Here is a 19,361-nt window from a genome sequence, read left to right as displayed (position 1 = left end):
TTATTAACGATCAGAACGAAGGGTGGTGGCAACGCCGCGAAGGTTTATCCGGGCAAAGGCGGTTGCCGGAAACCACCCCACTGATGAGATTGACCACCAGACCAGGAACCTGACTATGACCTTTGTAGTTACCGACAACTGCATCAAGTGCAAATACACGGACTGCGTTGAAGTATGTCCGGTAGACTGTTTTTACGAAGGCCCGAACTTTCTGGTGATTGACCCGGACGAGTGTATCGACTGCGCCCTGTGCGAGCCGGAGTGCCCGGCCGAGGCAATTTTCTCCGAAGACGAATTACCGGCAGGCCAGGAACCGTTCATCGAGATCAACGCGGACCTGGCCGGCAAATGGCCCAACATCACGGAAAAGAAAGATCCGCTGCCGGACGCGGAAGAGTGGGATGGCAAACCCGACAAGCTGCAGTACCTGGAGCGCTGAACCGTGCCGGTATGGCTATCAGCCAAGGCATGAAGTACAAAGGGGAGCCCACGGGCTCCCCTTTGCGTTGGTCACATCGGCAACGTTTTAGCGATCAGTCCTCGAACCCGTGATCCGCCGCTGCCAGTGAGAGACAGATGCTTCCCGGCCCCAGGTAAATGCTGCTGGTAATCCCCATCCGCGACAACAGCAGCGTGACCCCGTGTTCCTCACAACAGCGTCGCAGGCGATCCAGCCCCGGCAGAGCCTCAATCTCCTCCCAGGCCATACCACAGGACATGGACACAGCCGGAGTTAGCAGGCCGGCCTCAACCCGCCTGATGGCGTAGTCCATGACTTTCTCGATGGCAGCGTCCATGGAGCGGGTCTTGGTCACCGGTTTGGCCACGATTCCGCGCCCCCAGATGACAGGCGTGATATTCAATGCCTTGCCCAGAAATGCCACTAAGGCAGAAACACTCTTGTCGCCCCGCCGCCTGGCCCGTTCCCGGATATAGTGAAGGTCGCGTGGTACCACACAAGTCCACAGATTGTCCGAGAATTTCTCTACTTCATGGCGTAGCGCATTCTTGCTGAGTCCCTTGCCCAGCAAGCCGGTGGTGTAGGCCGCAAGTAGCCCCTGACCCGCAAACAGCTGGCCACTATCGATCACCCTCATGGTGAAATTGCCCTCGACTCCGGCTTTTTCCCGCACACTGCGAGCCTGGGCCATCACCATATTCATTGCCTCAGTCGCGTTGTTATAGATCTGGCTTCGGGTGCGATCCACCGTCTCACAGATAGCAACGTCGTAGGCCGGAACTACCTTCTCCAGGAAAAGGTCCCGTATCTGCGCTGCGGAGAACGCTTCGGTTTCCGCGTGGTGTCCCTTGTCCAGCAAGCCCTGGCGATAGAAATCCTCCGTGGTTTCCGGGTCATGGTCATCCACGAACGTCTGGCCGTCAATTCGTGCCGTAAGGGGCAGTATGAACAGGCCGTGCTGCTGGATAAACTCATGGGGAAGGTCACAGGCGGAATCGACAATCAGACCGACTTTCATCTCTGCCTCCAGTCTCGGGCCCCTGAGCCTCCGTTGTTTCAAGGTCTACTCAGCGGGGCCGCTTGTTATTATTAATAGGGTTAACACCCCGGGCACCATATACGTACTCACGCAATAAATCGAACGGTCGATTGAAAATTTGCCGGCGTCGCCCTGCAATTTGACAATCTATTACCACCCGAATGGGCGGCACCGGACCGAACAGGACAAGTAACGAAGCGATCGTTATACTGCCGCCCTGCTGTTCCCCCGCACCAACCGAGGTCATCATGGCGAAAACCTTCGATGTGGTTATTATCGGAGCCGGTGCCGCCGGCCTGATGTGTGCCGCCACCGCAGGCTACCGCGGACGCCGGGTGCTGGTCATTGACCACGCACCAAGGCCGGGGCGCAAGATCCTCATGTCCGGGGGTGGGCGCTGTAATTTCACCAATCTCAACAGTAGCCCGGCCAACTTCCTGTCCGACAATCCACATTTCTGTATCTCGGCGCTCAAGCGGTATACCCCCCAGGACTTCCTTGAACTGGTGGACCGCCACGGCATTGAGCATGAGGAGAAGGCGGCTGGTCAGCTCTTTTGCCGCGACAGCGCCCGGAGCATTCTGGACATGCTGCTCACCGAGTGCGAATGGGCAGGCTCCGAGATCCGCCTCAAAACCTCGGTGGAATTGGTAAAGCGTTCCGCCAACTCCTATCGGGTAAAGACCAGCGCCGGTGAGGTGGAGTGCTCGTCCCTGGTCATTGCAACCGGCGGCCTATCCATTCCCACCATGGGAGCCACCGGGTTCGGCTACAACATTGCCCGACAGTTCGGGTTGGAAATCCGCCCTACCCGCGCCGGCCTGGTCCCGTTCACCCTGACCCCGGAGCTCAAACAACAGCTGTCACCCCTGGCGGGCATCAGTTGTCCTGTGGAAGTTTCCTGTAATGGAGAACACTTCCGGGAACCAATGCTGGTCACCCATCGCGGACTCAGCGGGCCGGCCATGCTGCAGATCTCCAGCTTCTGGCAACCTGGAGATCCGGTAGCCATCGACCTGTTACCGGGCCAAAAGGCACTCGAGGCACTGAACCAACTCAAACAGGAACACCCGGCCCTGACGCTGGAACGTTACCTGGCCCGTACCCTGCCCCGGCGCTTTGCCAGGGCGTTTGCAGAACTCCAGGGCTGGGACCGTCCACTGCAAGGCTATCGCAAGGCAGAACTGGAGGCAGCCGCACACACCCTCTCTGCCTGGACCCTGACACCGGCGGGGACAGAGGGTTACCGGACTGCTGAAGTGACGCTGGGAGGGGTCGATACCCGCCAGCTGTCGTCGAAAACGATGGCGGCGAATGACGTACCCGGGCTGTTCTTTATTGGTGAAGTGGTCGATGTTACCGGGCACCTTGGCGGTCACAATTTTCAGTGGGCCTGGGCATCGGGGGTCGCTGCGGGAAACATTGCCTGACGATTACCCCCCGGCCGATGGCGACGGTGATCGCGATCTGTTAGCGCGACATTCCCCTGAGGGCCACATTTTGCGGGTCCTGTTATACGAGACGGTACCGATCTCGCCCTACTATGCAGAAGGTTGGGGAACCGGTACCAGATTCCCTGCCGGTTTCAGCCGTCTTAACAACCAACCACACGCCACTAAGCAAAGTACTCAGAAATCCGGGATTTATATAACCGCATTGCGCGCCCCTGAGTAGCGCCCCTACGTGGCTGGACCAGTGCTTTTCTCATTCCATAACGCGAATGGTTTTTTGTTAAGGGGTTCCTGTTACCCCCGTGCGAATGACGGCACACTACAAACAACGGTTACAACAGCAGTACAAAAACGCCATTGACAAAATTCTAATGACAACAAGAGGGGTTCTACATCATGGACTTCAATGCCAGAGTGATCCCGCTCCACCTCCACCCCCTGGGCTTTATTGAAGTATTCACCCGCCACGGCGCGGACCTGGCAGACCTGCTAAGGGGCACGGGCATTTCGCCGGCGATGTTCGAGATGCAGGACATCCGGATCAGCTATCTGCAGCAACAGGCACTAGTGCGCAACGGCATTCAGCAGTGCCGGAAGCCGGGCCTGGGCCTGATTACAGGGATGGAACTGGACTGGAGTTTCTGGGGCACACTGGGCTACACGATCCATTCGAGCCCCAGCCTCAAGGATGCCGGCGAGGCCTTCCGCCGATACCTGGTAATCGCCCAACCCTACTACGCCCTTATGGTGTCACGCCCCACCACCTACATTGACTGCAACCGGCGAGTCGTGGATCCACTCGAGTATGCGGCTGACGAGGCCTACGACGCCGATATTCGCCAGTTTACCCTCGAATTCCGCGTGGCCATGACGTCAAGGCTCTGGACGCTTTGCGGGAATCCCGCTGCCAGGGATACTGATGTGCATGTCACCCTGGATTATCCCGAGCCTGGCCATGTGGAGCTATACAGCCAACTGCCCTGCAAGTCCGTGACATTCGGCGCTGACAAGACTGCCATATCCGCCGACTACAGCTATGTCATCAAACCTTTCCGCCCGTACCGCCGCCGCGCCTGGCGCAAGCTTATCCAGCAGTGTGAACAGGAGCTGAACCAGGCGCCGGTGGATATCACCTTTACTGACCGGGTGCGCTGGCATATCCGGGCTCACTTCAACCCCGACATCGACCTGGAACAAGTGGCCCGGGGCATGCAGATGCCCCCACGCTCCCTGACCCGGCGCCTGGCAGCCGAAAAAACCTCCTTCCGCAAACTGCTGCACTCGGTGCGTATGGAGATTGCCACCCACCAGTTGAGGTCATCCGCCCTGAGTGTGGATGAAGTGGCGGAGATTGTCGGGTTTTCCTGCGCCTCCAGCCTGCGCCGGGCGATGAAGAAGTGGTCGGGCACGACCATATCCAACATCCGGGAACGTCAGGGCATTGAGGAGCTGATGCCGTGAGCACCCGGATCCAGAAATCCCGGAAAGCCGCCCCCGAGCCCCAACGGACAAACCGGACCGTCATGATCGGGGGCGGCGCCGCGGTGCTGGTGGTCGTAGCTGTCACCATCTGGGCCGGGGGCCAGTCCCTGATTCCCGAGCCTGCGCCTGAATCCATCCCCGAACAGGTCTCAGGGCGCAGTTTCGCACCCGGGCAGCCTGCCCAGCCAGTGGCCAAACCGGAAGCCCGGACGTTCTCGGAGTCCCTGTTGGCGGCAGAGACACTCGAGCAACCTGCCGAAATAGCCGACCAAAGCACCGAGGAAACGGACCTGAATATCCCGTTCCAGCTTGAGCAGGTTGCCTATGCGCTCAGCCGGGTGGACGTCGATGAGAACGGCGACCTGGTCATCAACGAAGCCGCCCAGACTGTCCTGGAGCAGGCCTTCCTTGACGCCCGAGTCAGCATGGACGAGCAACAACTGGAAGAACTCAAAGCGATGATCGAGGCGGGCCTGGACGGTCCGGCCGGAACCCAGGCGGTCGAGGTTGCCGAAAAATACTATCGTTACAGCAATGCGTTCCGGGAAATTTCCGACACCCTGGCGATGCGTAGTGACACGGGCTCGTTGCGCAACGACTATGAACAGGTCATCCGGTTGCGCCGAACCCACCTGGGTCCGGAGCTAGCCGAACAACTCTATGGCCGCGAGGAAAAACTGACCCGTTACACCCTTGAAGTGATGGAGATACAGGCAGATCCGGACCTGACGCCAGAGCAGCGCGCCGAGAAACAGGAAGCACTTTTTGCCCGCTACCCGGAAGTCTCGCCGGAAGACGACCTCGAAAGTGCCCCCCAGGCAAAGCAGTCCACCAACTGACCGATGGCCTGCGGTTCCGCTCTTCCCCCTTGCTCAGACCTTTCCTTTCGAAGCCCTTGATCCGGGCCCGATCACCAGCAGCACCGGCGTCAGCAGCAAGGTAAGAAACGTCGCGAAGGCCAACCCACCAGCAATGGCACTGGAAAGCTGGGTCCACCACTGGGTAGAGGGGGCATTGATACCCAGGGAAGGCGTCAACAGGTCAACGTTCACTCCCAGCACCATGGGCATCAGGCCGAGTATCGTGGTGATGGCGGTGAGCAACACCGGACGCAGGCGCAGGCATCCGGTTTCCAGGGCCGCCTCCAGCGGCGCCAACCCCTCCGAACGCAACTGGTTGAAGGTATCGATCAGGATGATGTTGTTGTTTACCACAATCCCTGCCAGGGCAATGATGCCCATTCCCACCATGACCACGCCGAAAGACTGGCCGTTCAGCAGTAACCCCAGCAGAACACCAGCGGTCGACAACACAATGGCCGACAGGATCAGCAGGGTCTGGTATAGGGAGTTGAACTGTGTCACCAGGATCAGCGTCATCAGGCAGATGGCCACTACAAAAGCGGTCATCAGGAACTCCATCGCCCGGCGCTGCTCTTCATCTTCACCACCAAAGCTGACCTGGACCTGATCCGGCGGCTCCGGCAACCGGGATCGCAGGGCCTCCAACTGGGCGTTGGCGTTGAAGCCAGGCCCCACGTCCGCCTTTACCGTAATCGCCCGTTCCCCATCCAGCCGCGAAATGGTACCGGTCTTGGGTGCCGGCTCCAGGGTCACAAACTGAGACAGGGGCACCTGCCCCCTGGAGGTATTGAGTGTCTGTCGCTCGAGCTGATCCAGCTCCCGCCATGCCCTGGGCACCCTTACGGCAATATCCACTTCATCCCGCACGTCCGCCGGGCGGTAGGTGGCCAGCACCAGGCCATTGGTGACCAGGCGCACTGAGCTGCCGATGCTGGCCACGTCGGTACCAAAACGGGAAGCCGATTCCCGATCCACTTCGAGCCGCCATTCGATGCCCGGCAGGCTGCGGTCGTCCTCAACGTCCACAAATCCGCCCGTCTCTTCCATCGCGGCCCGCAGCCGGGTCACATAGTCGTCCAGCTTTTCATAGTCCTGGCCGGTCACCATGATCTCCACGGGTTTGCCGCCACCAGGCCCCTCCTCCTGCTGACGAAACTCCAGCACGATGCCCGGGATATCCGCCGTCATTTCCCGGAAATCCGCGAGAATCTCCGACGCGGGCCGGCGCTCATCCCATTCGGTAAAGCGGAACTGCAAGGTGCCGATCACGTCGGGCGCCATCTGCTCACCGGCACTGACCATAGAGCGGCCATACAGGGAAGACACCTCTGGTGACCCTGCCAGTCGCTTTTCTACCTCGCGCACAATGGCGTCCCGCTCGTGGATGGACAGGTCGCCCCGGGCACGGACCTGTACCTGTGCAGATTCCGGTTCAACCTCAGGGAAAAACTCCACACCATGGTTGAAAGTGCCGTAGGCCCATCCGATCGCCCCGACAATGACCAACGCACCCAACAGAGTGGTGCCAGGGAACCGCAGCAGCCTCGACAGCACCTTGCGATAACCCTTCACAAACACACCTTCACCCGAGGTTTCCCGCCGGCGCCTGCCACCGCTGACACCCCCCATGACCGGCAGGAACACCAGCGCCATGGCGAGGGAGGCCGTCAGGCAGATGATGACGGTGATGGGCAGGTACTTCATGAACTCGCCCACTGTGTCGGGCCAGAACAGCAGCGGCACAAACACCGCAAGGGTAGTCGCGGTAGAGGCGATTACCGGCCAGGCCATGCGACTGGCGGCCTCAGCCCATGCCTTGCGGGGCGACATGCCCTCGGACAGGTTTCTGTCGGCAAGTTCAGACACCACGATAGCGCCGTCCACCAGCATCCCGGCCACCAGGATCAGGCTGAACAACACCACTATATTCATGGTGTAACCCATTCCCCAGATCACCAGGATACCACTCAGAAATGCTCCGGGAATCGTGATACCCACCAGCGCAGCAGACCTCGGGCCCATGGCTGCAATCACCACAATGACCACCAGCACGATGGCGGTAAGCACGTTATTCAGCAGGTCCGAGAGAATATCCCTGACATCCCCGGACTGGTCCATGGTGTAGCGGACCTCCAGTTCCTCCGGCAGCCGCGGAGCCGCGGCGTCCATCAGGCCCCGTACCTGGGCCACGGTTTCCAGGATATTGGCGCCGGCACGCTTGGAAACTTCCAGCACTACGGCCGGTTCGCCATTGATGCGGGCAAAGCCGGTGGGGTCCTTGAAGGTACGCTGCAGCATAGCAACATCGCCAAACGTCACCACCCGGTCACCGCTGACCTTGACCGGCATGGCCATCACGTCTTCAACGTCTTCCACCACGCCGGGCACCTTGATGGCCATGCGACCCTGGCCGTTATCCAGGCTACCTGCTGCGACAAGCTGATTGTTGCGGCGCACCAGGGTCGCCAGCTGGTCATAATCCACCCCGTAACTTTCCAGGACCTGGGGGTTGACCACGATTTCAAGAAGGTCTTCGCGGTCACCGCCGATTTCCACCTCGAGTACTTCAGGGATGCCCTCAATGGCTTCCTGGAGCTCCCTGGCGATGGTGATCAGCTCCCGCTCAGACAGCGGCCCGGACAGGCCAATCGAAAGGATCGGGAACAGGGAAACGTTGATTTCCTGCACGGAGGGCTCGTCGGCCTCGGTGGGCAGCTCGGTCTGGGCGGCGTCCACTTTTTCCCGCACATCCTGCAGCGCCTGGTCCGGGTCAAAGCCGGCATCGAACTCCAGGACAACGGAGGCATAGCCTTCAGCGGCGGTACCGCGCATTTCCTTGATACCTTCCAGCGCGCGCAGCTCCTGTTCCAGGGGCCGCACCAGTAATCGTTCTGCATCCTCTGGACTGACACCCTCCAGGGATACAGAAACGTAGATCATGGGAATGGTGACGTCCGGGTTGGATTCCTTGGGAATCGAGTTAAATGCCGCAAGCCCACCCAAAACCAGAAAGCTGAATAACAGCAGGGTTGTGCGGCTACGGTCCATGGCCGCATGGATCAGCGCGCGCATGGATCAGCCCTCCGGGTCTGCGGGAATCGGCAGGACTTCCTGGCCGTGGGCAACGAAGCCCCCTCCACGGGTGATCAGCTGCACCGGAAAGTCGATGCCGCTGACCCATGCCCCGCTGGTGCTGACACTGAGCAGCTCCACCTGGCTGAAAGAGACCCGGTTGTCCCCGTTGACATGAAGGATCCCCGGACGTCCGTCCGGGCCCAGGCTAAGCAAGGCAGGTGACAGGTACAGCGCCTGCCGGGAAGGTTGCCGGATCGCAACACTGGCGCTGCCGCCGGCAATGCGCAACCTGTCGGGATTCTGAACCCTTGCCTCGATGCGAAAACTGCGGGTTTCCGGGTCGGCGGCACTGGCAATAAAGGTCAGTTTGCCCTCCAGCTCACGACCATCCAGCAGACTCACGGTGACCGGCTGGCCGGGTGCCAGTTGCCCCACTTGTTGCTGGGGTACAAAGCCGGAAACCTTCAACGGGTCGACCTGTACAAGTTCGACCAGCGGTTCCCCCGCCTGGACCAGGGTTCCGGTCTCGACCTGGCGGTCGTTGACGACACCATCAAACGGCGCCCGGGGCTCCAGGTAGGTCATGGCAAGGTTCGCCTGGCGCAGTTCCGCCCGGGCCGCCGCAAGCTCGCTCTCCAGTCTCAGCTTTTCAGACTCGGATACCAGCCTGTCAGAGCGCAGGCGATCAGCTGCCGCCAGCTCTGCTTCCAGCTGACGAACCCGGGCCCGAGCACCGGCAACCGCGGCGGGCCGGTCATCTTCGGAGAGCACCAGCAGGCGATCTCCGCGGCTGACCTCATCGCCAAGCTCGACATCCAGTTGCTCGACTTCGCCACTGAGACGCGCGCTGACCTCGAGGCGACGCCAGGCTTCAACCTGGCCCTGTAAACGCACGGCAGGCTCAAAGGTGGTTGCATGACGTTGTTCCACCTCCACCATCGGAAGTCCGCTGGCTCCTTCATTACTCGGCTCCGGCACGCTGTCTTCTGACGACCGGATGTCCCCTGTGGCCAACCAGACGATCAAGGCCACCAGAACCAGGACTGACAGTCCGGCAGAGCTCCATCTGAACTTCGACATACCTGCACTCACTCCCTGATATGGAAAATCGCTGCGCTGACTTTTCGCTGAAAATTCAGGCATTTTTACAGAAAGCAGGACCCGGTTCAAACGATCGTTTGCCTGGTTACCGGATAACCACTTACCACACTGGCCCGCAACTTGCTGTCCTCTCATTACGATGACAGGCCAATTTCCAGGGAGGCACAACACCATGGCCAGCGCTTCGCTGAATACCAAGCCTCACCGACGCCCCCGTGCGTCAGACTACTTGATTGCATCAAAGCGGTGTGAACTGGGAAACCTAGAGCGCTTTTTGCAGATGGGCAAGTTGATACTTAGCGCCGGCAACCTGATTCACAGGCTCCAGCGCGAACGGGGCGCCAGCAATGTTTTCCTTGGCTCTGGTGGGACCCGGTTTTCAGGCGAACTGGAAGCGATGATCCGCGACAGTGACCAGCAGCAGGCAGCGTTCGAGCGGGAACTGATGGAAATCCAGGGCGAACTCACCCTTCACCCCACCAGCACCAGCTTGCTCAATTCCATTGCCGCGGCGCTTCACGGGCTCGAATCCATGCCCGATCTGCGCCATGGGATTCGCCGCCTTGAGATCTCCGCTGAAACTGCCATACACGCCTACATCGAGCGGATCCGGCACTTGCTAACTGTCGTCTTTGATGCGGCAGAGACCGTGGTAGACTCTGCCATAGCCGGTATGCTCGTGGCCCTGGTCAACCTGATGCAGGGCAAGGAGCTGGCCGGGCAGGAGCGGGCCTGGGGAGCGCTGGGGTTCTCCCGCGGCAGGTTCGACCCTGCCCTCTCCCGGCGCATCACGCACCTTATCGATGCACAGGAGCAGTCATTCGTTGTATTCGGACAGTTTGCAGTCCCGGATCTGCTGGCGCTCTGGAAGGGGCACCACCTTGAGCCCTACTGGCAGGAGCTACAACCCCTGCGAGGGCTGGCCTGCTCGGCGGGGCGCTACCGGCCGCTGGATGCGAAGCTGGCTGAACAGTGGTTCGCACTGATGACCCGTCGTATTGACCAGCTCAAGGACCTGGAAGACCGGATGGAAGATCACTTCCATCGGCGGTGCATTGAACGGTATACCGAAGCCCGGAATGCACTTGCCCATGAGGAGAAACTCACGGAGAGCCTGGATGAATCTGGCTACGCACCACAGCCTGTCCTGGTGATCTGCGGCACCAGCCACCCAGACAGCGCCGACAACTTTCCCCACTCTGAGGCCGGTCGCATACTGGGCCGCTCGATCATGGACCTTGTCCGGCAACAGGCCCGGAGACTGGACCAGGTCAACCAGGAGCTCAACCGGTCGCGGGAAGCCCTGGAGGATCGCCGGGCCATTGGCAAAGCTGCGGAGCTGCTGATGCAGCACCAGCAGGTGGGCGAAGACGAAGCCCACAAACAGCTGCGCAAGCTGGCAATGGACCAGGGTCGCAAATTGCCCGAGGTAGCGCGCTCGGTAATCTCCATGTCCGGGCTACTGCGCTGACCACTCCGCACCGAACCCGGGGCATCAGGCCGCCGGTCCGGAATCGAGTACGCCCTCCAGGTCGGACACATCTACCAGCGGGTCATCCAGGTCCAGCAACACTTCTGAACGGGCCAGGGTCCAGGCACGGCCGGTAATATCCGTATTCACAGCGCGGTAGTGGCTGACCGCTGCCTCACCCAGCAAACGGCCCAGGAATGCGCTACCCTTCGGGGAAACCGTCTCCAGGGTCTCCCCCTTGCGCAGCTGGCCATTTTCATACATCAATGCCATTCTCGCGGATGTTCCGGTCCCGGTGGGACTGCGGCAGATTACACCGGGATGCACATAGGTGGCAGAACGTGAACGGAAACCGCCCTCTACCGGTTCCAGGGGGCCCATAAAGTGGGCGAAGGGCAAGGGACCAACGCCTCCCAGTTCCGGGTGCTGGTCGGTCACTAACGGCCTGGCGGCCTCTACCAGGGCAAGTCCAAACTCAGCCATACGGCCTGTTTCTCCGGGCATCAGCGCAAAGCCAAGGGACGCCGCGTCCACCAGGGCAAAGTAGGCGCCACTCCAGACAAGGTCAAAACGAACCCCTCCCCAGCCGGGAACGTCCACTTTCATGTTCTGTTCGCAGACAAAGGCCGGTTCACTGCGGGTAGTCACCGACTGCACCCGACCGTCCCGGTTATGGGCGGTCACCCAGGCGAGCCCTGCCGGGGATTCCAGCACCAGGGTCTGATCTCCCTCTTCCAGCGGCACCACACCGTTCTCAAGGATCGCCGCCGCGGTACAGATGGTGTTGGAACCTGAATAAAGCGGGTAGCCCATGGCTTCCATGATGATATAGCCGGCCTGGGCCTGTGGATGATCGGGTGGCACGATCAGGTCCACTGACATGTACGGGTCACCGTAGGGCTCGTTAAGCAACCAGCGGCGGAAGCCATCGCCGTGCTGCTGCAAATAACGCATCTGCTCGAGCACCGAACCGCCAGGCAAGTGGCCAACGCCACGGGTAACGATCCGTGACACGTCCCCACCCGACTGCATGTCCACCAGCTCAATCGACCGGGTCCGGTGATTCGGGTGCCTGCGGAACTCAGTCACCGGCATAGGCGGCTCCTTTTTCCTCCCAGAGGCTGTCAGGTATTACCACCAGCTTGCCGATGTATTGCTTGGCCATGAACTCGGTCTGGGCCCGGTGGAAGTCGGAAAGCCGGAAGGTCCGGTCCAGCAGGGGCCGGATCCTGTTCTGTTCAATGTAGCCCAGCAGACGCTGAAAATCCTTACGGGTCCCCTGGGATGACCCGTTCAGCTGTTGCTGCTTGAGGTACATGGTACGGAGATCCAGTTGCACCACCGGGCCACCGATAGCCCCGGCCGTCGTGTAACGCCCCTCCATTTTGAGAATACGCAGCAGGTCATTGAACATGGGACCTGCCACCAGGTCGGCGACCACATCAACGGGCTCGCCACCAACCATTCTTTCAGCCGACTCAACAAGGTCACCCTCGCCACGGAAGATGACACCCTCGGCGCCGATATCTTTCAGTGCCTGCGCCTTTTCCGGCGTGGTGACTGCGTAGGGAATGGCGCCCCTCGCGCGAGCCAGCTGGATAATCGCGGAGCCAACCCCTCCGGAAGCCCCGGTCACCAGCACCCGCTCTCCGGCTTTCAGCGCTGCCCGCTCCAGCATGTGCTCACCAGTCAGGTAGGCACAGCAGAAGGTCGCCAACTCGGCATCACTGAGATCAGTGTCGATAGTATGGGCGTTGTCTGAGGGAACCGCGGTGTACTCGGCGTAGCCGCCGTCACGGCCATGGCCGATATAGTCAATATCGGCGAGGCTGTCGTCGCCCGGGGGACGGTTGTAGATGGAAAAGTCGACGATCACCCGCTGGCCGATTCGTTCATCCGGCACGCCAGAACCGACCGCGACAATCTGGCCCACGGTATCTGTGCCCTGAATGCGTGGAAAGGTCAGGGTTGAACGCCCACGGCGCCACGTGGAGACAGACGCCGGATCGGTATCGGAACCATAGGCGCCCTCACGCACCCAGACATCCGTGTTGTTCATGCCACAGGCGCTTACCCGGATCAGTACCTCCCCCGCTGCCGGCTGTGGTACGGGGACGTCTTCCCGGTATACCAGCTTGTCCAGGCCACCGTGTCCGGTGAGCTGAACCGCTTTCATGGTGTCTGGAATAGTCATCCGTTCCTCCTCGTCATTCAATGATCGACCCAGGAATCAGGATAGTCCGCCAGATCGTGGCTGAAATTACCGGGCGATTACCCGGTATACGGGACGAAGCCGGGGAATCTGCTTCAGTACCACCTGGATGACAGTCATCAGCGGAACCGCCAGCAGCACACCCACAGGCCCCCATAACCAGCCCCAGAAGAAAATGGCTACGAAAATGATAACGGGGTTGATCGCCATTCGAAAACCATGAATCCACGGTTCAATGAAGAACCCGACCAGCGAAGTGAGTACGAGATAACCGAGGGGGGCAAGTGCCATCAACCAGACCTCTTCGAGACTGGTGGCAGAAACCACAGCCAGCAAGGTGATCGTAAGGATCACACCAAGATAGGGAACAAACCGGGCAAGCCCGGCCACCAGGCCCCATACTGCTGGATCCGGCAGGCCAATGGCCCAGCACATCAGGCCGGTGGTGATGCCAATCACCAGGTTACTGATTCCGATGACACCGAGGTACTGCGCGATCTGGCTCTGTGAGTCCCTGACAATGACCAGCGCCCGACGGCGCTGACTTACGGGCAGCTGGCGGATAAAATTGTGGATCAGGCGGTCGCCGCTGACCAGCAGGAAATAGGTCAGGGCCAGCGCCAGCGCCAGGCCGACTACCCCTTTGCGGGCCTTGGTCATCAGCTGACTGCGCCAGGAGTCAGTCTGCAACACGACCGTGGTCGGCTGCTCCCGAGCCTCATTCTCGGCCAGATCCTCCACTGACTCTTCCACCTTTCGCGCCGACTCGGATACCTTCTCCAGCTGCGTTCGGAAAGTACTTTGCCCTACCAGCAGCCGGGAAATGCCCTCTGGCGCCTCCTCTGCCCATTCAAGGGCCGGGGTAACCACCGCCCAGCCAAGCCCGAGAATGCCTGCCAGCAGGGCCAGCACCAGTATCAGCGAACTGACGAACCGGGGCACACCCAGCCGCAGGGCCCGGCTCACCATGGGCGCCAGTAACAGACTGGCCAGTATGGCCAGGATAATGGGCAATACAATCTCGTGTGCAATATAGAGCGTGTACAAAACCCCCAGGGCGAACAGGCCGTACAGCGGTGTAGAGAGGTCCCCCAACGCCTTCCAGCGGGACTCTGCAGGTTGTTTGTCATCACCCGGTTGGGGAAATGCGGGCTCGTCCTTGTTCATGGGCTCATCCTGGATATGGGTGTGAAAGCGCGACTTTTTCTGCGCTGACTAACGGAGTAGTCTAAACGTTTAAACAATAACAATGACAGACCATTGCCTATGACCAGGTTCCGCGCCGAACTCACAGAGCAACTGCCTTTCCCGCGGGAGCAGGTTTTCCGTTTGCTCTCAGACCACAACCGCCTTGGGGAATTGATCGGCCTGCCGGTCAGGCGCATACGTGACAGTGACCAGGCGGACCCCAACGGAACCGGATCGGTTCGCTGGATTGGCATTGGCCCGGTGGGCATTGAAGAAACCATCATTACCTTCGAACCCGATCACCTGATCGAATATACCGTGACCAGTTTCAGCGCCTTCCGTAATCACCTGGGGCGTATTCGCCTGTCAGAAACACCCGACATGTCCACGTACCTGCATTACACCGTCGATTTCGATGAGGTGATCCCCTATTCCGGCCCGACCCTGCAGGCTGCCATGCAGCGAGTGCTCAATCGGGGAGCAAGACGACTGATCGAGCGGCTACCGCAGACCGGATCTTGATCAATGTCAGCTGGTTTGACCTGACGCAATACTTCCAGGGCTCCATCTCCGTATCCTGCCCGGCATTCGTTTCCGGGTTTTTTCGAGGAGTGAGAGATGGCAGCCGAGCCCATCGTCCTGTTTGATAATGGTCACCACAAATGCCTGATGTTCGACTCGCTGGTCACTGGTGAGGGAGTTCAGTCCAATCAGTTCCTTATTGTGGACGGCGACCACGAGGCCCTGATCGACCCGGGTGGAGACCTCACCTACACGCCGCTGTCGGTGGCGGCGTCACGGTACATGAATATCCGTGAGATGGACTATGTCTTCGCGTCCCACCAGGACCCGGATATTATCGGCGCCATTGACCGCTGGATCGTCCACACCCGCGCCCAGATCGTTACCTCGAAGTTGTGGGCGCGGTTCCTGCCTCACCTGGCATCCGGTTACGTGACCAATCAGCTGGGCAGCAATGTGTTTGACCGGATCATTCCGATACCGGACCTGGGAGCCAGGGTGAAGTTCGGCGAAAGTCATATCGAGTGCCTGCCCGCCCACTTCATGCACTCGGTGGGTAACCTGCAGTTCTATGATCCCGTATCAAAAATCCTCTTCTCGGGAGACCTGGGGGCGTCGATGGGCGCAACGGAAGACCACAAACCGGTGGCGGACTTCGATGCCCATATTCCGTTCATGAAGGGTTTCCATCGGCGCTACATCGGTTCCCGCAAGGTGTGTGAACTGTGGGCCAACATGGTTCGGGGCATGGATGTCGCCATGATCGTGCCCCAGCATGGCAAACGCTTCGAAGGCCCGGAGATGGTTAGCCGTTTCCTGGACTGGGTATCCTCGGTGAATTGCGGTATCGACCTGATGACCCAGGAGCACTACCGACCACCGAAAGAATTCATCTGATCTAGTGTCCCGACATGAACCGCCCCGTGGCGCAGGTCAGTGGTCCGGCGGCGGTAGTGCGTGTAATATTCGCCTTTTCGACGACCACAGGATTCCAAACCATGGGCAGAGCCTACCAGAACCGAAAAGACTCCATGGCCAAGACGGCCGCTGCGAAGACCCGTGTCTACAGCAAGTATGGCCGTGAAATCTATGTCACCGCCAAGTCCGGCGGTACTGACCCGGACGCAAACCTGGCATTGCGGGGCCTGATTGACCGTGCCAAGAAGGACCAGGTACCCACCCATGTCATTGAAAAGGCTCTGGACAAGGCCCGTGGTGGCGCCGGCGAGGATTTCTCGGCCGCCCGCTACGAAGGTTTCGGCCCCGGCAACTGCATGGTCATTGTGGATTGTCTGACGGACAACCCCAACCGCACGTTCGGCGATGTCCGGGTCTGCTTCACCAAGACCAAGTCCAAGATCGGCACCCCTGGAAGCGTCAGCCATATGTTTGATCACTGCGCCATCCTTGCCTTCAAGGGCGATGATGAAGACGCAGTGCTGGAAGCATTGATGGAAGCGGATGTGGACGTCACCGACATCGAGCAGGAAGACGGCCTGATTACAGTCTTCGCCCCCAACACCGAATACGCCAAGGCCAAGCAGGCGCTGACCGGTGCTTTCGAGGGACTGGAGTTCGAGGTAGACGACATCCAGTTTCTGCCCCAGACAACGACGCCGGTTCAGGGCGAGGATGTGGAGATGTTCGAGAAATTCCTCGACATGCTCAACGACCTGGATGACGTTCAGAACGTTTACCACAACGCTGAGCTCTGATTACTGCGGTTTTCACAGGTAAGCGTTTGCAGGGTTCACAACAGGCAGTCGGGGATTGGTTTCCGGGACTGTCGAACGCCAGGGATGGCGTTCGTCCAGCCTACAAGGGCGTACTTGCGGACGTGTCCCGCAAAGCGATACCCCACTGACTCCACCCGCCCAGGTGCCCAGGCGGTGACGTCAGGTCACGTCAGTCAGCAATATGAACCAGTTGCTTACCAAAGTTCTTGCCTTTCAGCATTCCCTTGAACGCCTCAACCGCATTATCCAGGCCTTCCGCAACCGTCTCGCGGTACTTCATCTCACCTGAAGCAACCCGGTCCGCCAGGATGCCGGTGATCTCCTGGTGCTGGTCCTGCCATTCGGTGACCAGGAAGAAACGGTGTTCCGGCACCGGATCCAGGGCCTTGAGAACGTGGAACGGGGTTTCCACCTTGGTGGGATCTTCGGCATTGTAGGCAGAAACGTAGCCGCAAATCGGTACTCGGGCACCTTCATTCAGCAGCGGCGCCACCGCACGGGTCACCGCACCACCAACGTTTTCGAAATAGATATCGATACCATCAGGACATGCGGCCTTCAGGTCTTCCTCCAGGTTGCCGGCCTTGTAGTCCACGCACGCATCAAAGCCGAGCTCTTCAACCACATAGCGGCATTTTTCGGGACCGCCGGCAACACCAACGGCGCGGCAGCCTTCCTTCTTCGCGGTCTGGCCGACCACCGTACCCACCGGGCCGGACGCCGCGGAAACCACCACCGTCTCACCGGCTTTCGGCTTGCCCACATACATCAGTCCGCAGTAACCGGTGCGGCCTGGCATGCCGGCAACACCCAGATAGGCCTGCAGGGGCACACCCGGCTTCTCCTGGATCTTGTAGACCATGTCTGCGGTATCAGGGAAAACGGAGTACTCCTGCCAGCCGGCGTAACAGGTCACCAGGTCGCCCTCTTGGTACTTGTCAGACCGGGACTCGACGATGCGGGCCACGACCTCGCCCACAATGACCTCACCGATGCCAATAGGGTCCATGTAACCCTTGGAGTCATTCATGCGCGGGCGCATGTATGGGTCCAGGGACAGCCAGAGGGTCTTGGCCAGCACCTCGCCGTCTTTCAGTTCACGGACCGGCTTTTCGATAAGCTTCAGGTCTCCGTCCTGGATTTCCCCCTGGGGACGCTGGTTCAGCACAATGGCACGATTGGTGTAATCACTCACTGTTGTGTTCTCCCATTTTCGGTTGCGTTATGAAACCGGATCAGGATGCAGTCAAAAACACTTCCGGTCAAATATCATGGTTTTTGATCGATGAAGAGGATGATAATCTCATCCTCTCGACAGGTGCGTTCCGGTTTTTCCTGGATGTACCCTGCGCTGTAACCAGCGACGCAAAGCCGGGCAGGCATAAATGACCACCCGACCCATCGCTGGACCGCCAAAACCATTCCCCGGGAGCCATAGACCGGGGAGGCAAGTCCCGAGGATGCCGTCCGGGAGCCATGCAGACAAAGGATGTTGTCATGAAAAACCGGACATTACGTTTCCCATCCTGGTTCCAGCGACGGTGGCCGCTACCGGCTGCCCTGCTATTTGCGGTGTTACTGGCCGGTTGTGACTGGTCCGTTGTGTTCGGCAATGACCCAGAGGATGAAGACGATGATGAGAACCTGACTGCGGTAGCCAGCCAGGTAACGGGGTTCGAACTGGGTGTCAGTGACCTGGACATGTCACTGCCGGTGTACAGGGATGGGTTGGGCATGGAAGTGGTGGATGAGGCAGAGACTGACTTCAGCGTCAGGGTGACCCTCGCATCACCGGTAAGTCCCTTTGAAGCCACCCTGACCCTGATCCAGTTTACCGATGGCCTGGGACGAAACCTGCAGGATAATCCGGGCAAGATCGTGTTCTTCACTGCCGATGCTGACGCGCTGGCAAACCGCTTTGCCAATGCCGGAGGCGTAGTCACCGTGCCCCCCTCCAGCCAGGAGGATTTCGGAGTGGTGGGTTTCGGGCGGGACCCCGACAAGAACCTGATCGAAATTGCCGAAACATCACCGACCGGCGCCACCTACCTGGCTGCGATCGGCATTGGTGCCAGCGACCTTGAGCAGGCCAGGGATTTCTATGCGGAACGGGTCGGACTGACGGAACGGCAGTTCCTGGGCACGGACCGGTACGACGAGTACATCATGGGCACGCCGGAAGACATCCCTTCCCTGTCATTGGTGCTTATGCACTGGACGGACGGTTCTGATCCACGATATCGCTATAACGAAACCCGTGTGCGGTTGATCTCGGAAAATCCAGAAGAAGTCGTTGAGCGCACCTGGTCAGAAGACGATGGTCGCACCCAGGACCTGGATGGTAACCGGCTGATTATCACCGACGAACCGGCTGAACCGGGAAGCTAGGAAACGGCCAGCGCCACCGCCAGCACCAGGCCCAGCAGCGCGATCACCAGGTTGACCATCAGTCCCCAGGTAACCCGGTAGCCAGAAGGGAACTCAGCCGCAGAGAGCGTGCGGAGTACCGCCAGGTACTGACGGGACGAATAGGCCGCGCAGAACGCGCCCAATACAATAAACGCGATGCCCAGCCAGAAAGTCACCGACTCCCGGAAGGGGTCTGACTGCTCCGGGGCCAGTACCTGCAACAGTATGTGCGCCCTCTCGACCATAAAACCGAAGGCAATCAGCACCAGGCTGGTCCGGTTCCAGGCCAGCATGGTGCGCTCTGCAGCAAACAGTACCCGGGGGTCTTTCAGGTCAGACATCGCGTTGGTTC

17 protein-coding genes are annotated in these 19,361 nt (G+C 59.8%); 9 read left to right on the top strand and 8 right to left on the bottom strand.

Going from position 1 to position 19,361, the window contains the following annotated elements; all coding sequences use genetic code 11:
- Positions 1-115: 115 nt before the first annotated feature.
- Positions 116-439, top strand: coding sequence for a ferredoxin FdxA (gene fdxA / locus LJ360_RS07405; protein WP_091849422.1), 324 nt, complete (start codon positions 116-118; stop codon positions 437-439).
- A gap of 94 nt (positions 440-533) precedes the next feature.
- On the opposite strand, the gene LJ360_RS07400 is transcribed toward fdxA, so the two are convergent.
- On the bottom strand, positions 534-1,478 hold the full coding sequence (locus LJ360_RS07400) for a DegV family protein (protein WP_264995735.1): 945 nt from the start codon (positions 1,476-1,478) through the stop codon (positions 534-536).
- Positions 1,479-1,747: 269 nt separating this feature from the next.
- Here LJ360_RS07400 and LJ360_RS07395 point away from each other — a divergent pair, with 269 nt between their 5' ends.
- The 3 genes from LJ360_RS07395 (at position 1,748) to LJ360_RS07385 (ending at position 5,271) form a co-directional block, all read left to right on the top strand.
- A complete protein-coding gene (locus LJ360_RS07395) occupies positions 1,748-2,929 on the top strand; it encodes an NAD(P)/FAD-dependent oxidoreductase (RefSeq protein ID WP_264995734.1) in 1,182 nt (393 codons plus the stop codon).
- A 417-nt stretch (positions 2,930-3,346) separates the two neighbouring features.
- On the top strand, positions 3,347-4,411 hold the full coding sequence (locus LJ360_RS07390) for an AraC family transcriptional regulator (protein ID WP_264995733.1): 1,065 nt from the start codon (positions 3,347-3,349) through the stop codon (positions 4,409-4,411).
- On the top strand, positions 4,408-5,271 hold the full coding sequence (locus LJ360_RS07385; protein ID WP_264995732.1) for a lipase secretion chaperone: 864 nt from the start codon (positions 4,408-4,410) through the stop codon (positions 5,269-5,271). The genes LJ360_RS07390 and LJ360_RS07385 overlap by 4 nt, the downstream gene beginning before the upstream one ends.
- A gap of 33 nt (positions 5,272-5,304) precedes the next feature.
- Here the strand turns inward: LJ360_RS07385 and LJ360_RS07380 are convergent, their stop codons facing one another.
- Positions 5,305-8,367, bottom strand: coding sequence for an efflux RND transporter permease subunit (locus LJ360_RS07380; protein ID WP_264995731.1), 3,063 nt, complete (start codon positions 8,365-8,367; stop codon positions 5,305-5,307).
- 3 nt (positions 8,368-8,370) lie between these two features.
- Positions 8,371-9,450 carry an efflux RND transporter periplasmic adaptor subunit gene (locus LJ360_RS07375; protein ID WP_264995730.1) on the bottom strand — a complete coding sequence of 360 codons (1,080 nt, stop codon included), beginning with the start codon at positions 9,448-9,450 and terminating at the stop codon, positions 8,371-8,373.
- 193 nt (positions 9,451-9,643) lie between these two features.
- Here LJ360_RS07375 and LJ360_RS07370 point away from each other — a divergent pair, with 193 nt between their 5' ends.
- Positions 9,644-10,942, top strand: coding sequence for a nitrate- and nitrite sensing domain-containing protein (locus LJ360_RS07370; RefSeq protein WP_264995729.1), 1,299 nt, complete (start codon positions 9,644-9,646; stop codon positions 10,940-10,942).
- A 24-nt stretch (positions 10,943-10,966) separates the two neighbouring features.
- On the opposite strand, the gene LJ360_RS07365 is transcribed toward LJ360_RS07370, so the two are convergent.
- The 3 genes from LJ360_RS07365 to LJ360_RS07355 form a co-directional block, all read right to left on the bottom strand.
- Entirely contained in the window at positions 10,967-12,037 is a 1,071-nt protein-coding gene (locus LJ360_RS07365) for a proline racemase family protein (RefSeq protein ID WP_264995728.1), read from the bottom strand.
- Positions 12,024-13,136, bottom strand: coding sequence for an alcohol dehydrogenase family protein (locus LJ360_RS07360; protein WP_264995727.1), 1,113 nt, complete (start codon positions 13,134-13,136; stop codon positions 12,024-12,026). Before LJ360_RS07360 ends, LJ360_RS07365 begins: the two co-directional genes overlap by 14 nt.
- A gap of 66 nt (positions 13,137-13,202) precedes the next feature.
- Positions 13,203-14,321, bottom strand: coding sequence for an AI-2E family transporter (locus LJ360_RS07355; protein WP_264995726.1), 1,119 nt, complete (start codon positions 14,319-14,321; stop codon positions 13,203-13,205).
- Positions 14,322-14,420: 99 nt separating this feature from the next.
- Between LJ360_RS07355 and LJ360_RS07350 the strand changes: the two genes are divergently transcribed.
- The 3 genes from LJ360_RS07350 to LJ360_RS07340 all read left to right on the top strand — a co-directional run bounded on the left by LJ360_RS07350 (position 14,421) and on the right by LJ360_RS07340 (position 16,579).
- Positions 14,421-14,864: an SRPBCC family protein gene (locus LJ360_RS07350; protein WP_264995725.1), complete on the top strand. Its 444-nt coding sequence runs from the start codon at positions 14,421-14,423 to the stop codon at positions 14,862-14,864.
- A 96-nt stretch (positions 14,865-14,960) separates the two neighbouring features.
- Complete coding sequence (locus tag LJ360_RS07345) at positions 14,961-15,761, top strand: MBL fold metallo-hydrolase (RefSeq protein WP_264995724.1); 801 nt, start codon at positions 14,961-14,963, stop codon at positions 15,759-15,761.
- 101 nt (positions 15,762-15,862) lie between these two features.
- Complete coding sequence (locus LJ360_RS07340; RefSeq protein ID WP_264995723.1) at positions 15,863-16,579, top strand: YebC/PmpR family DNA-binding transcriptional regulator; 717 nt, start codon at positions 15,863-15,865, stop codon at positions 16,577-16,579.
- Positions 16,580-16,769: 190 nt separating this feature from the next.
- Here the strand turns inward: LJ360_RS07340 and LJ360_RS07335 are convergent, their stop codons facing one another.
- Positions 16,770-17,795, bottom strand: coding sequence for an NADP-dependent oxidoreductase (locus tag LJ360_RS07335; protein ID WP_264995722.1), 1,026 nt, complete (start codon positions 17,793-17,795; stop codon positions 16,770-16,772).
- 302 nt (positions 17,796-18,097) lie between these two features.
- Here LJ360_RS07335 and LJ360_RS07330 point away from each other — a divergent pair, with 302 nt between their 5' ends.
- On the top strand, positions 18,098-18,988 hold the full coding sequence (locus LJ360_RS07330; protein ID WP_264995721.1) for a VOC family protein: 891 nt from the start codon (positions 18,098-18,100) through the stop codon (positions 18,986-18,988).
- Here the strand turns inward: LJ360_RS07330 and LJ360_RS07325 are convergent.
- Positions 18,985-19,350, bottom strand: coding sequence for a YidH family protein (locus LJ360_RS07325; protein WP_091849007.1), 366 nt, complete (start codon positions 19,348-19,350; stop codon positions 18,985-18,987). The genes LJ360_RS07330 and LJ360_RS07325 overlap by 4 nt on opposite strands.
- Between the last annotated feature and the right edge of the window lie 11 nt (positions 19,351-19,361).

It is taken from the genome of Marinobacter sp. AN1, from assembly GCF_026013985.1.
In the GTDB taxonomy this organism is placed as follows: Bacteria; Pseudomonadota; Gammaproteobacteria; order Pseudomonadales; family Oleiphilaceae; genus Marinobacter; species Marinobacter segnicrescens.
This window is presented reverse-complemented; position numbering and strand designations above follow the sequence as displayed.